General features: G+C 73.4%; 14 protein-coding genes. 2 read left to right on the forward strand and 12 right to left on the reverse strand.

All coding sequences use genetic code 11. The features are described from left to right. Positions 1-15 precede the first annotated feature (15 nt). Positions 16-978 (forward strand): S41 family peptidase, encoded by a 963-nt coding sequence (locus tag WMF12_RS43450; protein ID WP_437854576.1) that lies wholly within the window; start codon positions 16-18, stop codon positions 976-978. A 148-nt stretch (positions 979-1,126) separates the two neighbouring features. Continuing rightward, positions 1,127-1,834, forward strand: a complete 708-nt coding sequence (locus WMF12_RS43455) for a hypothetical protein (RefSeq protein ID WP_437854577.1) — start codon at positions 1,127-1,129, stop codon at positions 1,832-1,834. Positions 1,835-1,852: 18 nt separating this feature from the next. On the opposite strand, the gene WMF12_RS43460 is transcribed toward WMF12_RS43455, so the two are convergent. From WMF12_RS43460 to WMF12_RS43515, 12 genes are all read right to left on the reverse strand, one after another. Continuing rightward, positions 1,853-2,977, reverse strand: a complete 1,125-nt coding sequence (locus WMF12_RS43460) for a hypothetical protein (protein ID WP_437854578.1) — start codon at positions 2,975-2,977, stop codon at positions 1,853-1,855. A gap of 14 nt (positions 2,978-2,991) precedes the next feature. Beyond that, on the reverse strand, positions 2,992-3,543 hold the full coding sequence (locus tag WMF12_RS43465) for a DUF3540 domain-containing protein (RefSeq protein WP_437742587.1): 552 nt from the start codon (positions 3,541-3,543) through the stop codon (positions 2,992-2,994). A gap of 27 nt (positions 3,544-3,570) precedes the next feature. Beyond that, positions 3,571-5,397 carry a DUF2169 family type VI secretion system accessory protein gene (locus WMF12_RS43470; RefSeq protein ID WP_437854579.1) on the reverse strand — a complete coding sequence of 609 codons (1,827 nt, stop codon included), beginning with the start codon at positions 5,395-5,397 and terminating at the stop codon, positions 3,571-3,573. 30 nt (positions 5,398-5,427) lie between these two features. After that, on the reverse strand, positions 5,428-6,486 hold the full coding sequence (locus tag WMF12_RS43475; RefSeq protein ID WP_437854580.1) for an FHA domain-containing protein: 1,059 nt from the start codon (positions 6,484-6,486) through the stop codon (positions 5,428-5,430). A gap of 228 nt (positions 6,487-6,714) precedes the next feature. Beyond that, positions 6,715-7,353 carry a signal peptidase I gene (gene lepB, locus WMF12_RS43480; RefSeq protein ID WP_437742590.1) on the reverse strand — a complete coding sequence of 213 codons (639 nt, stop codon included), beginning with the start codon at positions 7,351-7,353 and terminating at the stop codon, positions 6,715-6,717. A 72-nt stretch (positions 7,354-7,425) separates the two neighbouring features. Then, on the reverse strand, positions 7,426-8,253 hold the full coding sequence (locus tag WMF12_RS43485; RefSeq protein ID WP_437854581.1) for a trypsin-like serine peptidase: 828 nt from the start codon (positions 8,251-8,253) through the stop codon (positions 7,426-7,428). Positions 8,254-8,566: 313 nt separating this feature from the next. Continuing rightward, on the reverse strand, positions 8,567-9,103 hold the full coding sequence (locus WMF12_RS43490; RefSeq protein ID WP_437742592.1) for a hypothetical protein: 537 nt from the start codon (positions 9,101-9,103) through the stop codon (positions 8,567-8,569). 244 nt (positions 9,104-9,347) lie between these two features. Then, complete coding sequence (gene proB, locus WMF12_RS43495; protein WP_437854582.1) at positions 9,348-10,511, reverse strand: glutamate 5-kinase; 1,164 nt, start codon at positions 10,509-10,511, stop codon at positions 9,348-9,350. After that, positions 10,504-11,157, reverse strand: coding sequence for a hypothetical protein (locus tag WMF12_RS43500; protein WP_437296130.1), 654 nt, complete (start codon positions 11,155-11,157; stop codon positions 10,504-10,506). Before WMF12_RS43500 ends, proB begins: the two co-directional genes overlap by 8 nt. A 30-nt stretch (positions 11,158-11,187) precedes the next feature. Continuing rightward, positions 11,188-12,186 (reverse strand): ABC transporter ATP-binding protein, encoded by a 999-nt coding sequence (locus WMF12_RS43505; protein WP_437854583.1) that lies wholly within the window; start codon positions 12,184-12,186, stop codon positions 11,188-11,190. 4 nt (positions 12,187-12,190) lie between these two features. Beyond that, positions 12,191-14,899, reverse strand: a complete 2,709-nt coding sequence (sppA, locus tag WMF12_RS43510; RefSeq protein WP_437854584.1) for a signal peptide peptidase SppA — start codon at positions 14,897-14,899, stop codon at positions 12,191-12,193. Next, positions 14,896-15,393: a DUF2505 domain-containing protein gene (locus WMF12_RS43515; RefSeq protein ID WP_012240946.1), complete on the reverse strand. Its 498-nt coding sequence runs from the start codon at positions 15,391-15,393 to the stop codon at positions 14,896-14,898. Before WMF12_RS43515 ends, sppA begins: the two co-directional genes overlap by 4 nt. Positions 15,394-15,494 lie beyond the last annotated feature (101 nt).

Genomic DNA, 15,494 nt, shown 5'->3' on the forward strand with positions numbered 1-15,494 from the left:
GGAAGGAGCGGACGCGTGCTGCCTGCGAGCAACAACGGCGCCGGGATGAACATCGGGTTTCCGGACGTGTGCCTGACGCCGGTGGGGCCGGTGGTGGTGCCGATTCCGTACCCGAACTTCGCGCTCAACGCGATGGCGGTGAATTTCTCGGTGAAGGTGAAGGTGTCGATGATGAACGCGCTGAACCTCGGCACGACCATCCCGATGACCTTCGGGATGGAGCCCGGGGTGGCGCACCCGCTCTACATGGATTTCGGCGCCTACGTGGCGGGCAACTCCAAGGTGATCATCGAGGGGCTGCCGGCGATCAACCTCACGTGTCCCACGACCGGGAACGCCGGGAACAACGCGGTGGGCGCGGTGCTGGTGCCGAGCGCGGTGAACGTGTTCTACACGTGCGCGGCGGCGCCGGCGGAGGTGCTCCCGGCCGCGGGGAACGTGGAGCACGCGCTGTTGAGCGATGGTGTCGGGGTGATCCGGATCCGGGTGTTCTCGCTGGACGTGCCGGCGCTGGTGTACCGGGCGATACGGGCGCTCGAGGCGGAGGGGATGCGGGAGCTGGTCATCGATGTACGGGACAACCCGGGGGGAGAGCTGCGGGCGTTCGTCGAGCTGGCGGGGGATTTCCTGCCGGCGGGGAGCGTCGTGGCGACGGTGGCGGATGGCGACGGTGACGAGGTGGTCTATCGCTCGCGGCAGGAGGAGCCGTATACGGTGCCTGTGACGATCCTGGTGAACCGAGGGACGGCGTCGGCGTCGGAGCTGTTCGCGGGGTGCCTCAAGGTGCACGGGCGGGCGGGGATCGCGGGCGAGAGGACTCACGGCAAAGGCGTGGGGCAGGCGCTCTGCGCGGGCGAGGGGGGCGCGCGGATGGCGGCGGCGGTGCGGGTGACCTTGCCGGGCGGGGCGGAGGTGCAGGGGGTGGGCGTGGGACCGGAGCGCGACGTGGGGACCGCGGGAGGGGGTCGTGGGGCGTAAGACGTCGAGACCGCGCGGCAGGATGACGTCCGAGGGGAGAAAGGCCTCCACCAAGACGCTCTCGACCTCCAAGCACAAGGGCCCTCCGGTGGAGGAAGCGAACCCGAGCGGGACGCCGGCATCCCAGGACGTCATTCAGGCGACTCTGATGAACGTCTGCGAATGGGTCCGACAGCAACGGGAGGGTGAGGGCGACCCCGATGAGGCGACGGACGCGTGGTACAAGAGCGTCAAAATCAACGGCCTGTGCGGAGGATGGGTCGAGATCCACAAGCGCGATCCGGTGTGGATCGAGGACCTGTGGCGGGCCATCGCGTCGTGGACCCCTCCGGACGGCGACCCGGGGGACCTCCTGGAGCACCTCAACGACCACATGTCCTCCGAGATCGCGTGGTGCAAATCCGGCCGCGGCGCGCAGGAGCTCGTGCTCCTGTTGAAGACAGCCTACCAGATCATGGACAAGCTCGAGCCCAATGCCAACTATGGCCCGGTGCCGGATTCGGTGCAGACGACGGGCCAGCTGGGCGAGGCCCCTCGGGGCGGCAGCTCCAGCAATATCACCGTGAGCAAGGACCACGCTGGCCGCGAGGTGGTCGAGCAGATCCAGAGGATGATCGGCGAGAAGAACACCCGCAGCATCGTGCACATCGAGACCGACGCTCACCACATGAGCGTGCGGATCGAGCGGACCGCGCGAGGCCTGGTCTTGACGGTCGTCGAGACGGAGAAGACAGGGATCGTGTCCTGCTCGTCCTGGGACGAGGTCATGAGGGTCCTGCAGGGGGGCATCTACCTGGACAAAAATAGAAATGAGGACCAGCAGGTGAGCATCAAGATCTTCCGGCCTGCGGAGTGAGAAAGACCGGTCTCGCGCTCACATGACACTGCACATGGCGCAATGCCGATCGTGATGATCGCCCGCATCCGCGTCGTGCGTGGCCGTCGCCCCGCTCTCGGGGGCCGGATCGGGCTTCGGCGCTTTCGTGACCGAGATCTTCTCGAACACGACGATGCCGTCGATCCAGGGCTCTTGGTCAGGCGGCCTCGTGCCCGCGCCGTCCTTCGTCACGGTGTCGATCTCCTTCCCCTTGCGCTTCCATTTCCGCATCTTCTCTTGCCATCGCTCCGGGAAGTCACGCGCCTTGCAGGCGATGTTCGCCCAGGGGTCGATGATGATCGCCTCGCCCCAGTCGTCGAAGTCGCCCGGATATCCGCCGTTCTCGTCGGCCTCCGGCGGGTTCAGGACGACGAAGGCGTGATCTCCGCTCGCGAAGCCGCCGTTATCCGCGGTGGGCAGCCGCTTGCCGAGGCGCACCATGTCCACCTCCGCGCCGTGGGCTTCCTCTGGATGGGAGAGGAGCCAGATCGTCAACGCGGAGAGCTCGAGGCAATTGCCGACCTTCTCCTGCGCGACCCGCGCTCCAAAGGCCCGCACCTGGTCCATGCTCATGTGCAGCGGCGACGTGCCCGTCTTGGCCCTTGTATACGCCATCTGCCTTGCGTTGACCCAGGCCGCATAAGAGAGCTCTTTCTGACGTGCCTTGTCCCTCGTGTCCTCTCGCTTGTTGATGGACTTGAAGGGCCACCACGTGAGCTCCGCGATGGGCGGAGCGGTCGGTTCGGAGATCGTCTTGCGCGCAGCTTTCATGATGCGCTCTGCCACGTCGAGGAGAGCGCCGCTCCGATCGGCCCGGAGGTCGAGCACCGCGAGCTCGAGCCCGGTTCCGCGGCTGTTCGACGAGGCATGGTACGCCTCGATCGCCGTCTTCTGGGCCAGATCCAGCACGGAGCCTGGCGTGCTCTGGTTCGGCGGCTCGGGCTCGCTCTCTTCGTCCTTCGTCTCGCCGATCTCCTTCGCATCGGGGGCGTCGGTCCGGGTCTCGGTTTGCGCCTGGATCGATTGTGAATTGCGGATGGTCGCCGCGCCGCCCTCCGTCTCGGTCGCGGCGTCCGTCCCGAGCTTGTGCCCGTTGTGGCTCAACCGCCTGGCTTTTTTCATGCGCGTCCTCCCTGTTACCCGAGGTGGATCTCCTTCCCGTTGATCGTCATCGTCTCCTCGGTCAGCACCGTCGCGCTCTTCGCCTTCGTCGTCGCCGACCCGTCCACCACCGTGTGGCTCTCGCGCGCGTGCAGGCTGAACAGGTCCGTCACGCGCTGGACGAGCGACGCCGCCTTCTGCACGAGCGACCCCGCGAACACCCGCACCTTGTCGCCGTGCAGGTCCACCTCCGGACCCCGGAGCTCCACGCCCCGGTCCCCAGAGAGGCGCAGCGCGCCGCCCGCGGCCCGGACGTCGACGTCGCCCTGGAGCTCCAGCGTCACCTTGCCGGTCCCGTGCAGGACGCCGATGACATAGAGGCGCGCGCCTCGGCCGATCACGAGCAGCACGTCGCCCACCGCCGGCGCATAGGGGATCGCCAGCGCCATCGTCGCCTCAGCGCTCTCCCCGTCCGGCAGCTCGACCACCGCCGCCTGTCCGCGGGCTTCCAGCACGTGCGCCGGCCCCAGGTATTCCTCGGCGCGCGCGGACGTGGCGCGCTCCCGAACCACGGCTCCCTCCGACATGGTTGGTCCCTCCATCCTTGTTCCGGCTCAGTCCTTGCGGAAGCGCTTGTACAGGCTGCCGAGGAGGTTGGGCCGCTCTTGCTTCGGCGCGGACGGCGCCGGAGTCGGCGCGCGCGGCTCGGGTGAACGCTCGACCTCGGGACCGCGCTCCGGCGCGGGCAGCGGCTCGGAGGCGCGCGCGGGCGCGGGTGTGGCGACCGGCGCAGGCGCGGCGGCTTGCGCGGGCGCGGGGGCAGACGCGGCGGCTTGCGCGGGCGCGGGGGCTTGCGTTGGCGCAGAGGCAGGCGCGGGAGCTTGCGTTGGCGCAGGGGCAGGCGCGGCGCCTTCCGCATGTGTAGGCGCGGCGATCTCCACGGGCGTAGGTGCACGCGCGGAGTCCTGCGCGGTCGCAGGCGTGGCCTCCGGCTCGCTCAGATCGACCGTCCCTTCCAGCGGCGACGCGATCGCCGGGATCGCCGCCGCGCCGCCCGCCGCCCACGGCGCGCTCGGGCGCTCGCCGCCCTCCCGCTCGCCACGCGCCCCGGCAGGCGCGATCGGAAACGGCGCGCTCACCGCGTCGTCCTGGCCCGGGCCTCGGACCCTCACGGGCGGCAGCGGCACGGTGCGCGCCTCGCGCGGCCTCCGCTGGCTCCCCGTCGGCGGCAGCGTGTCATCGAGCGGGAACGTGCCCTCGAGCGGGTGCGCCCCCTCGCGCGCCGGCTCTCGCCCCGTCGCGACGCCCGCGACGCTCACAGGCGCATCCACGACGTCGTCCTCGCCGAGCCGCACCGTGGAGCTCCAGTCCGTCCGCTTCGCGCTCTCCCCCGCAGCCGCGCCCGCCGCGCCCGCCGCGCCTGCAGGCGCCTCGCTGAGGTCCGGCCACGGCACGGGCTCGTCCCCGACCTCCACGCCCACCGCGGCGCGCAGCGCCGGGAGCACCTCCTCCGAGGCCACCTGGAAGCTCCCGCGGAAGACCACCGCGCAGCGCTCGGCGTCGGGCTGCACGATCAGCGTGTCGCCCACGAGCGGCAGCCACCGCGCCGCGCCGTTCGGCAGGAGGATCGTCGCGAGCGCCCGCAGCGCCGGCAGGCGCGTCGCCAGCGCCGGGTGGTGCCGGCTCAGGCCCTCCAGCACGATCTCCTCGCCGCCGAGCACCCGATCGAACCGCTGATCCGCCGGCGCGGACTGGAAGTACGACCAGTCGAAATCGTCCGGGATCGACGCGATCCCCTCCAGCTCGGCGCGCGCGAGCCCGCGCAGCAGCCGCGCCCGGCTCGGCACGATCGGCGGGATCGGCCCGAGGCCGACCGGCGCGCGCCCCCCGCCCGGCGGCAGCAGGTTGGGCAGCGCGCCGCCGCCGCCCACGCGCTCGTCGGCGCCGGCCCCGACGCCGAGCGGGTTCTCCGGCTCACCGGGGCCGCCATACGCGCGCTGGTACTCGATCGGCATCTTCACGAACGGCTCGGGCAGCGCCCCCGCCGCCGCCGCGCCGCCCGCCCGATCGCCCACGACCTCGAGGCGCTTGTCCACCAGCGCCGCCCCCGCGCGCAGGATCGCGAGCCGCACCGCCATTCCCCGGACCGGCGCCCCGCCGGGCGCCCACGCGTGCCCGGTGAGCACCACCTCGGCGCGCGCTAGCCAGGGCGCGAGATCGCTCGCCGCGAGCAGCGGCTTCATCGGGTTGCCCCGCGTGTAGACCTCGCTCCGCACCAGCTCCAGCGGCTCGATCCGCCGCGCCTCGCCGCCGGGGACCAGCGCGAAGGTCGCCTTGGCGACGAGGGTCACGTGGAGCTGGCCGCGGCTGCGCCACAGCGTCGCGCCCGCCGCGACCGGGCCGGCGCGGAGGACATCGAGGGCAAGACGCGCGGTGGTCATGGCGAGGGGCGCCGCGCCCGCGGGCCAGCGCTAGTTCGTGTTGAGCTCGACGCGCAGGAGCTTGCGGCCGATGAAGAGGTAGTCGCCGTGGGCGAGCTCGCGCTCGCTCTTGATGCGCACGTAGGTGCCGTTGCGGCTGTTGAGATCGGTCAGCGTGAACTTGCCGTTGTGCTCCTCGAGGCGGCAGTGCGAGCCCGACATGTACAGGTCGACGGGGAAGTTCAGGTCGCCGCCCTCGCGCCCGATCTGCAGCGAGGTGCCGCGCGCGCAGACGGTCATGCCGACCGCGCCGCCCTGGAGCACCTGCGTCAGGCGGAACGGGCTCGGGTGCTTCGGCGAGGAGTAGAAGAAGGTCCCGTCCGGATCCTGGCCGTCGGAGGCGCGCGGCGTCGGATCGAGCCGGAAGAGCTGCTCGCCCGCGAGGAACGTGTCGCCCGGCGTGATGTCGATCGTGCCGCGCACGCGGATGTACACGCCGTTCAGCGAGCCCTCGTCGCGCACCACCAGCTTGCCGTCGCGGTAGAAGAAGTTCGCGTGCTTCGGCGAGACGAACGGGTCGTCCGGGAAGACGAGCTGCCCGTTGCGGCCGACGATGTGCTGCTCCGCCTTGAGGTGGAACGAGAGGCCGTCCATGCCCTCGCCGCGGATGAGGATCAGCTTCGCCTTCGCCGGGTTCTGCATGTCCCCGAAGAACAGCGTCTGCGCGTTGAGGATCTCGGGCGGGACCGCCGTTCCGCACCTCCCACAGAACTTGTGGCCCGAGGGGACACCGCTCGAGCAGGAACGGCAGACGTAGTTACGGGCTTGCTCCATCAGCTCCTCCTGGGAGAGTTCGGCGAATTCGCTCTTGGACGAGGTGGTCTTGGGGCCCCGGCCCTGACCGCGCGCGCTCGTCGGGTCGAGCCGGGCGCTCGCGCTGCCGGCCGCGGGCGTGGGGGAGCGCCGGGCCGGCGTGGTCGTCGAGCTCGCCCGGCGCGTCGTGAACAGGGCCAAGTCGTTCGCGCACTCAGTGCAACGCGCGGTGCCCATCGGGCTCCACAGGTCGCACTGGCCACAGACGATGCCAATCTCGTTCTGCTCGGTGTGCAAACGTCTCCTCGGTGCATTGGAGGACCGCGGATCGCGGTTCTCCGACCCGCGCCAGTGGAAGGCCGCCGTGGCGGACCTCCGACCGATGAAGCGAGCCAGGACGGGGAACCCGGGCCGCTGCTCGCGCGGGGTCCCTGACCCGGGTGGAGAGAGACACGGTTCTAGACGTCGATGAGCGGAGGGGTCAAGCTCTGAGGTGACGCCGGTGGGGGCGACGGCCGGCCCTGCTCAGCGCACGAAGGTGAAGCGGCGCCGGTCGTCGCTCCAGCCGGCGCCGCCCCAGAGCCGGAAGACGATCCGCTGGTTGCACGCGGCGCGCGGCTGCAGGCCGAAGTCGCGCGAGTCGTCGTGGTAGCTCCGGTTGTCGCTCAGCAGGAAGACCGTGTCGGGCCGCACCTCGACGTGGTAGCGGCGCTCGAGCGGGGGCCTGCGCCCCGTCGCCCGGGGGTGGAGGCCGGGGCCCATCATCACCATGTCGCACGAGAGCTGCACCGGGTTGCCCGTGGCCGGGTCGGTGATGCTCACCTTGGGCTCGGCGCACGCCGTCTCGGCGTCGTAGCGCTGCCCGTTCACGAGGAGGACGTTGTGGTCGACGTCGACCGTGTCGCCCGGCAAGCCCGCGATCCGGCCGACGATGTGGCTGCCGGGGGCCTCGGGATCCGGGCACCGCACCAGCTCGCCGAAGCCGGGCGTGCCCCGCGTCAGCACGACGACCGCGTCGCCCGGGGCGAGGCTCGGCGCGAGCGCGGCGCCGAGCATCGGGTCGTTCGGCACCACCCAGACGTCGAGGACGAGCGCGCGGAGCACGACGCCGAGCAACAGCAGGGTCCCCACGATCCAGAGCAGCCCGTTGAACAGCTTCCGCATGCAGCAGCGCAGCCTAGCGCAGCTCCGGTCGCGGGCGGCGGGCAAGCACCGCGCGAAGGCGCCGCGGCGCCGTCAACGCAGGCACCCCCTGTACGGCGGCAGCTCGCTCGGGCTCGCGCCCGCCGCGATCTCGCGGGCGGCGGAGAAGAGCTCGGGCCACACGTCGAGGCGGCTGAAATACGAGGTCCCGGTGGTGTGCTCGTCACCGTCCATCACGCTCGACGAGATGACGCCGACGACGTCGCCCCCCCGATCGCTGCGCGCCGGCCCGCCCGAGTCGCCGGGGCAGATCGAGGCGATCGCGACGAAGTGCCCCGGGCTCACGGCGTCGATCGCGCCGCCCGGCCGCGGCGCGAGGTGGATCGGGTCGCGCGAGAGCGCGCAGCGGCCGAAGCCATAGGGCGTCACCTGCTCCCTGGAGACCGGCTCGGCCTCGATCCGCGGCGGGAGCGTCGGGATCCCGACGAGGCGCCGCGACAGCACGAGGATGGCGATGTCGCCCTCGCCCGACGTGTACCCGCAGTCCGGCGACACCACCGCGCGGACCTTCACGTCGCCCCACGGCAGGTGGTCGCCCCCGAGCTCGATCGAGATCACCTCGGGATCCTGATCGCGGCGCAGCGTCCTGCCGTTGTCGTCCCGCGCCGCGACGCAGTGGTGCGCGGTGAGCACCAGGTCCTCGGTGATGAGCGTCCCCGTGCACGTCACGTCGGTGACGATCCGGACGATCGCGTCCTCGTTCGTCGCCAGCTCGAACGGCGGCCGGAGCTCGAACGGGCGCTGCTCCATGCCCGGCTTCGCCGCGGGGATCGGCAGCCCCGCGTTGGTGATCGGCCGCGCACAGCCCGCGGCGACGGTGAGGGCGAGCGCGGCCGCCACGGCGGCGCCGCGTCGGTACAACCCTGTCCATGCGGTCGCCAGGGCGCCCAGCGTGCGAGCTTGCGGCTGTTCCACCTGAGGGAGACCCTCCCAAGCGCAACCGGTTGTTCTCTCGGACAGCGCCCCCGGTACGAACGCGCCGAGCAATGCCAAAGACTACGACATAAGGCGGTGACCGTCATTCGACAACGACAGGGTTTCCAAGCTTGGATACGGCCTCGACGATCGCAGATCACGTTGCGCGTCTCGCCGTCTCGCCGCCTCGTTTGTAGTTGCTCTGTACATTTACGCCTGCGCTTACGTTCGCGCGTGCGTCGATGTTCCCCGCGCCGCGCTAGCGCACCGCGACGAGGCGCACCTGGCTCGCGCTGCGCGCGTAGGCGTCGAGCGCGGCGCGGGCGGCTGCCGCGTCGACCTGCGGATCCTCGACGCCCGCGGCGACGAGCTGCTCGAGGAAGGCGCGCTGGTGCTCGGACTTCGCCGCGAGCCACGCGGGGCAGGCGCCGGCCGCGCAGGCCGCCGACGCCTGCTCGGACGCGGCGAGGGCGTCCTGGACGCGGCCTCGGCGGAGGAGCGCCCGCGCCGAGAGGAGCGCCGCCTCCGGGAGCGCGCGCACCTCGCCGGGCGCCGCGTCGAGGGCCGAGGAGGCGAGTCCTGGCTGATCGCGCTCCAGGTAGGCCGCGGCGAGCGCGGTGACGCTGGCCGGCGTCCTGCCCTCGGCGTAGCGGGCCTCGAGCGCCGCGAGCTCGTCGGCCCCCGCCGCGGCGCGCGACGGCAGGAGCTGCGACGCCCGGACGCTCGGCCCGAGCCCGATCGTCCAGACGACCCCCGCGAGAACCAAGCCGTTCGCGACGAACAACCCGAAGCGCATCACACGACCTCCAGGAACCGGCAGGGACCCCCGGCCGTCGGCGGCGGCCGGCGGTGACGGGCAGTCGCGCGCGGCAACATGCGGTAAACCCAAGCGACAGCGGGGCGGCGCGAAGGTTCCCGCGAAGCGCGAGCGGCGCGCAATCAGGGGTTGGCCCGATGGTTGGCCCAGAGGTTGGGCCGATGATTGGCCGGGGCATCGTCCGGGTGGTCGGCGCACCTACAGGGCGGCCGGGGCCGCGGGGCTACTCGCTCGGGAGCACCACCAGGTCGTCGCGGTGGACGACGACGTCGTCATCGCCGGCCTCCTCGCGCTTCTTCCGCGCGGTGCGCGCGGCGTCGCTCGCCGACATCCGCGCGAGCCCGCGCGCGATCTCGGCGCCGTCCGGGTCGACGACGGCCACGGCGTCGCCGGGGAGGAAGGTGCCGCGCACGCCGAGGACGCCGACGGCGAGGATGCTCCGGTTCTTCGAGCCGATCGCCTCGGCGGCGCCCCGGTCGACGAGGATGGCGCCGCGCGGGCGCAGCGTGTACGCGATCCAGTGCTTGCGCGCGCTGAGCCGCTGCGGGACGGCGGCGAAGAGGGTGCCGACGTCCTCGCCCGAGACGATGCGCGTGATGATGCCCGCCTCGCGGGCGGCGCCGATGACCACGTGCGAGCCCGCGAGCGTGGCGCGCCGGGCGGCCTCCACCTTGCTGGCCATGCCGCCGGTGCCGACGCCGGAGGTCGACGCGCCCGCGAGGTGCCGCGCCTCGCGGGCGACGCTGCGCACGAACGGCACCCGGCGCCCGTCGCCGTCGAGCAGGCCCTCGACGTCCGAGAGCAGGATGAGGAGATCGGCCTCGCAGAGCGGGGTCACCATCGCCGCGAGCTGGTCGTTGTCGCCGAACTTGATCTCCTCGACCGCGACGGCGTCGTTCTCGTTGATGATCGGGATCGCGCCCGCCTCGAGCAGCGCGGCCAGGGCGTTCCTTGCGTTGTTGGTGCGGGTGCGGTCCGCGAGGTCGGCGTGCGTGAGGAGCACCTGCGCGACGAGCAGGCCGACCTTGCCGAAGGCCTCCTCGTAGCGCTGCATCAGCACGCTCTGGCCGGCGGCGGCGGCGGCCTGGAGCCAGGCCATGTCCTTCGGGCGCGACTTCAGCCCGAGCTTCGCCACGCCGAGGGCGATGGCGCCGCTCGACACGATGACGAGGCTCCGGCCGGAGCGGCCGCGGAGCGCGGCCACCTCGGCGGCGAGCCGGTCCCAGGCGTCGCCGGAGAGGCTCTTCGAGCCGATCTTGATGATGATGCGGCGGCAGCGCCGGAGCGCGGCGCGCGCGGCCTGCGGATCGAGCTCCGGCGCGGCGTCGGCCGCGGCGCGGCCCGCGGCGCCGCCCTTCGTGGCGGTGCGGTCCTCGGTGTCAGTCATGGGGGATGCCGGCGGCGGCGATCTCGTCGAACGCCGCGTCGAGGCGGCGCTCGATGTACTCCGGGACCGAAGCGCCAGCGAGCAGGAAGGCGTCGATCCAGCGCGTGAACTCGTCGCGCAGGTCCTCGGTGCCGCTCGGCAGGACGGTGAAGCTCGCCTGGAGGGAGGGGGACAGCGCGCGGCGCACGGCGCGATCGACGGCGTCGCGGACCCAGCGCGCCTCCTCGGCGTGGACGCGCACGGCGGTGCTCCGGCGGAAGCGCGTGATGTAGCGGTCGAGGAGGTGGCCGAGGGCGTAGACCTCCAGGCCGCGCGCGGCCGCCGCGAGGGCCAGGGCCGGGTTGAGCCGCCGGAGGACCTCCTTCGTGACGAGCTGCGCGGCCTTGCGGAGCGTGGTCTGCTCCGACCCGGGCTCGACGAGGAGCGCGCGCGCGTCGGTGGTGAGGCTGAGGCCGTGGCGGGCGACGGTGTCCTGCACGATGGCCCCGCGGATGCGCAGCAGCATCCGCGCGGGGAGCACCGGGACCGGGATCCACGAGGCGCCCACCGCGAAGGCGGTGAGCACGGCGAGTCGACCTCCGGGAGGCGGGCCGCCCGGGGTGACCTGAGCGGCGGTCGGCTTGTTCGCGGCGGGTTCGGATGACATCGCGCGCACGGTACTACGGCGGGCGGCAGGTCAGAAGAGGGGGGTGAGCTCGACGATCGCGGCGCGGCAGCGCGTCGCGGCGAGGACGACGTCGCGGGTGGTCGCGCCCTCGGGCAGCGCGGCGGCGAAGCGCACCGGCCCGCCCCGCAGCGCGATCCCCCGGGCGGCGAGCTCCTCGCGGAGGAGCTCCGCGTTGGTGCGGACGGTGACGGCGTAGAGGCGGCTCCCGGCGGCGATCTCCGCGAACGTGCCCGAGAAGGCGAGCTCGCCGCCCGCGAGCACGAGGATGTCGGTGGCGCCGCGGACCAGGGCGCCCCGCGGGCCCTCGACGTCGAGCCGCGTGGCCGTGAGCAGCGCGCCGCGGCCCTCGGTGGCGCCCGCGAGCGCGGCCAGGACGAAGGCGGCCGCGGCGCCGTCGAGGCCGACGAGCGGATCCTCGGCGATCAGCACGGCGGGCGCGGTCACGATCGCCTGGGCGAGGACGAGCGCGCGGCGCTCGGGCAGCGCGAGCGCGCTCAGCGCGCGCTTCCGCGAGGCCGCGAGGCCGACCCGGGCCAGGGCGGGGGCCACCATCTCGGCCGCCGCGCGCGGCGAGGCCCCCGCGAGGCGCGCGCCCCAGCCGACGTAGGCGTCCGCGGTCCACGCGAGCGGCAGCGGCGGATCGAGCGGCGCCGCCCCGCTCGCCGCGCGGTGCGCGGTGCGCGCGACGTCGCGGCCCGCGACCTCGAGGCGCCCGGCGACGACGCGCGCCTCCCCGGGCGCCCCCCCGCTCGCGTCGTCCGCCGCGCCGGCCTGCGCCGGCCTCCGGAGGGACGAGAAAGGGACGCCCGTGAGCGCCGCGAAGAGCGCGCCCGCGTCGCCGGCGCAGAGCACGCGATCGCCGCGCGTCGCAGCGGTGAGCGCGTCGATGGCGACCACGTCGTCCACGGCGATGCGCGCCGCGCGGGCGTGGAGCAGCGGCGGCGCGGCGGGCCCGGCCTGCTCCGCGGGCTCGGCGGTCCTGGGCGACGCGGGCTCGAGCTGCTCCATGGGCTCAGCGCTCCTTCGACGCAGGCGACGCTGGCGGCGCGGATCCTCCGGGCTCGTCTTCCCGGGCCGTGGCGGGGGCGCCGAACGAGATCTCCCCGGCGAACTCGCTGCGCGCGAGCGGCCTGTCCGCGCCGAACACGAAGAACGGCGAGAGGGCGCGCGCGGCGTCGAGCATCACGGGCGGGATGGTCGCCCTCGCCAGCTCGCCCTGGGCCTGCGCCGAGAAGCCGACCAGGCTGAGCGCGTAGCCGAGGAGCGACGTGTCCTCCTCGGGGAGCGACTGGATGGGCGCGTCGTCGGGCAGCTGGCCCAGCCGGCGCGCCTCGGCGATCGCCTGCCGGAGCCCGCCGAGGCGATCGATGAGCCGGCGCTCGAGGGCCTGGGCGCCGGTCCACACCTGCCCGCGCCCGAGCGCGTCGACCTCCTCGGCCTTCATGTGCCGGTTCTCGACGATGCGGGCGACGAACCGATCGTAGAACTGCTTCACCTTGACGCCGAGCTGCTCGCGCTCGTCGTCGGTGTACGGCCTGTAGAGCGACTCGGCGTCGGCGCGGGGCGATGAGCGGAACGTCTCGATGCTGACGCCGAGCTTCTGCAGCAGGCCCGTGACGTCGACCTTCCCGTAGAAGACGCCGATGGATCCGGTGATCGACGAGCGGCTCGCGAAGATCGGGGCGCCGGCGACGGACGCGTAGTAGCCGCCGCTCGCGGCCGACGAGCCCATCGAGACGACGAGCGGCTTCACGCGCGCCGTGAGGATCGCCTCGCGCAGGATGACGTCCGCCGCGAGCGTCGAGCCGCCGCCGGTCTCGACCCGGAGCACGACGGCGCGGACGCTCTGGTCCTCGCGCGCGCGGCGCAGCGCGCCCGCGACGGTGTACGAGCCGGCGAGCTTGACGCCGACGAACGGGATCGACCGGCTCTCGCCGTCGATCATGTCGCCGTCGAGGTAGACGAGCGCGACCTTGGGCGAGCGGCCCCAGCGCTCGGGCGCCTCGTCGCCCGGGTCGTCGTCGACGACGCGGGAGGCGCGCCCCATCACCTCGTCGACGACGCGGCCGAGCTCGTCGTCGTAGGCGAGCTGATCGACGAGGCCGCTCTGCCGCGCTTCCTGGGCGAGGAACGGCCCGCGCGCGATCCGCCGCGCGAGCTCCGGGACGGGGATGCGGCGCCCGGCGCTCACCTCGGCGAGGAAGGCGCCGCTCAGCTGATCGAGCAGCGCCTGGTGGTCGTCCTTGCCGACCCGGGTGCTGGTCTCGCGCGCGAACTGCTCGGCGGCGAGCTTGTGGGCGCCGATGCGGACGATGTCGGCCTGCACGCCGAGCTTCTTCAGGAGGCCGCCGAAGTAGAAGTAGCTCGACGACATGCCGGCGAAGCGCAGCCCGCCCGCGGGGTTCATGGCGATGGCGTCGGCGCTCGAGCACACGTGGAGCGAGCGCCCGCCGGCGTCCTCGAGGTGGCAGAGGACCTTCTTGCCGTGGCTCCTCAGGTTGCGGATCGCGTCGGAGACCTCCTCGGCGTGGGCGAGCGAGCTGGCGGGCTCCGCGCGGAGCACGAGCGCGACGCCGGAGACCTCCGGGTCCTCGGCGAGGCGCCAGAGCTGCTGGAGGAGCCGCGTGTGCCTGCGCACGCCCGGGGTCGAGTCGAGGCGCACGCGGACGACGCGGGCCGGCAGCCGGACGCCCGGCTCGGAGAAGCTGCGGAGCGCGACGCCTGTGTAGAAGCCGGTGCCGCTCTTCGTGATGGCGTTGCCGAAGACGCCGCCGGCGGAGACCTGCAGCTCGTCGACGTTGACGTCGAGGCCGGCCATGGCGGCGATCTTCGGGCCGCCGTCGGCCGTGAGGTCGCGCAGCGCCACGTCGCCCCGGAGCGTGCCCACGTAGGGCACGCGCAGGCCGAGGGTCGCCCGGGGCGTCCAGGTGCCGCTCTCGTCGGGGTCGCTGTTCTCGACGTAGGAGGTCTCGAGCCCGATCTCGAGCGCGCGCCTGCCGCCCGCGGGCCGCACGGCGACGCCGAAGTCGTAGCTGCGCTCGATGGCCTCGCGGAGGCGGTTCTCGGGGCGGTTCCAGTCGCGCGCGACGGCCGAGAGCGAGAGCCACGTGGAGGGCCGGAGCGTGACGCCGCTCGTGAGCGAGAAGTACCCGTCGAGCGCCGGCGCGTCGGAGCTGCCCCAGCCGAGCGTCGTGCCGAAGGCGAAGGTGGGGCCGGTGTCGAGGGCGAGCCCCCAGCGGACCCAGCGCGACGGGCTGTCGAACGGCGCCGGCGCGGCGTCGGGCGGGTCGAGGAAGTCGAAGCGCAGGCCGGTCGACACGTACCAGAGCGGCACGCCGAGCGCGATCGAGTGGCCACGCGCGGGCAGCGGCGAGGCGGAGCCCGTGTGGACCCAGGTCCACCGGAGCTCGGTGCCCGGGAGGAAGGAGAGGTTCGCGGGGTTCACCGCGATCGCCGAGGTGTCGTCGCTGCTGGCGACGGGCTTGCCGGGATCCGGGAGCGGCTGCGAGGGGCCGTCGCCCGGCGCGGCGTGCGCGGCGGTCGGGCCGGCGAGCGCGCAGAGGCCCGCGCACAGGCCGAGCAGCGCGGCGGCGGCGCTGGCGGGGCGAGCGGCGCTGGCCGAGCGAGCGGCGATGGCGGGGTGCGTGATGCTGGCGAGCCGCCCCGGCCGGGCGGGGCGCGGGGAGCGGGCGGGGCTTTGGGGGCGGGGTAGGTTGTTCATGCGCGGATGAGCTCCCTGAGCGTATCTGCTTCCGCGTCGTACGTCCGCTGGACCTCGGCGAGGGCGAGGCGCTCGACGAGCGGGCCGAGCAGGTGCAGCCGGATCTGGATGTCGCCATCGACGCGGCGGCGGGTGCGGCCCTGTGGCAGGCGCTCGAGCCGGTACGTCCCCGCGGAGCGGAAGTAGCTGCGCCATTGCTCCTTCGGGCTGACCTGCCACGTGGAGGCGTGGTCCGAGAGGCGGTACGTCGAGCGCTCCTCCCAGGACATGGCGTCCTTCGCCACGGGGTAGCTCCGGAAGATGGGCAGCGGCGCGCTCGCCTGGAAGCGCAGGACGCGGAGCAGCTCGCCGTCGCGGAGCGCGTGCTCGACGGTCACGACGCTCTCGAGCGAGGCGACCCGCGTGGCGAGCCGAGGCCCGAGGTCCGGCGAGAGCACGGCGAGCTCCACGGCGTCGAGGGGCGCGTCGAGCTCGTGCGAGATGGTGAAGTGCACGCGGCCTTGTAACACGCGGCGGAGGCCGGTCGCGGGCAGGTCGGAACGGGGCGGATGAGGGCACAACGGTGTGGGGCGCCCGGCGCGATGGCGGCTGCGAG

This window comes from Sorangium sp. So ce363 (assembly GCF_051520435.1).
GTDB classification, from domain to species: domain Bacteria; phylum Myxococcota_A; class Polyangia; order Polyangiales; family Polyangiaceae; genus Sorangium; species Sorangium cellulosum_B.

What these genes read in the sequence shown, in the direction of transcription:
- WMF12_RS43455 (WP_437854577.1), top strand. Translation starts at nt 1,127, where the DNA reads ATGAACGTCTGCGAATGGGTCCGACAGCAACGGGAGGGTGAGGGCGAC.
- WMF12_RS43460 (WP_437854578.1), bottom strand. Translation starts at nt 2,977, where the DNA reads ATGAAAAAAGCCAGGCGGTTGAGCCACAACGGGCACAAGCTCGGGACG.
- WMF12_RS43465 (WP_437742587.1), bottom strand. Translation starts at nt 3,543, where the DNA reads ATGTCGGAGGGAGCCGTGGTTCGGGAGCGCGCCACGTCCGCGCGCGCC.
- WMF12_RS43470 (WP_437854579.1), bottom strand. Translation starts at nt 5,397, where the DNA reads ATGACCACCGCGCGTCTTGCCCTCGATGTCCTCCGCGCCGGCCCGGTC.
- lepB (WP_437742590.1), bottom strand. Translation starts at nt 7,353, where the DNA reads ATGCGGAAGCTGTTCAACGGGCTGCTCTGGATCGTGGGGACCCTGCTG.
- WMF12_RS43490 (WP_437742592.1), bottom strand. Translation starts at nt 9,103, where the DNA reads ATGCGCTTCGGGTTGTTCGTCGCGAACGGCTTGGTTCTCGCGGGGGTC.
- proB (WP_437854582.1), bottom strand. Translation starts at nt 10,511, where the DNA reads ATGACTGACACCGAGGACCGCACCGCCACGAAGGGCGGCGCCGCGGGC.
- WMF12_RS43500 (WP_437296130.1), bottom strand. Translation starts at nt 11,157, where the DNA reads ATGTCATCCGAACCCGCCGCGAACAAGCCGACCGCCGCTCAGGTCACC.
- WMF12_RS43505 (WP_437854583.1), bottom strand. Translation starts at nt 12,186, where the DNA reads ATGGAGCAGCTCGAGCCCGCGTCGCCCAGGACCGCCGAGCCCGCGGAG.
- sppA (WP_437854584.1), bottom strand. Translation starts at nt 14,899, where the DNA reads ATGAACAACCTACCCCGCCCCCAAAGCCCCGCCCGCTCCCCGCGCCCC.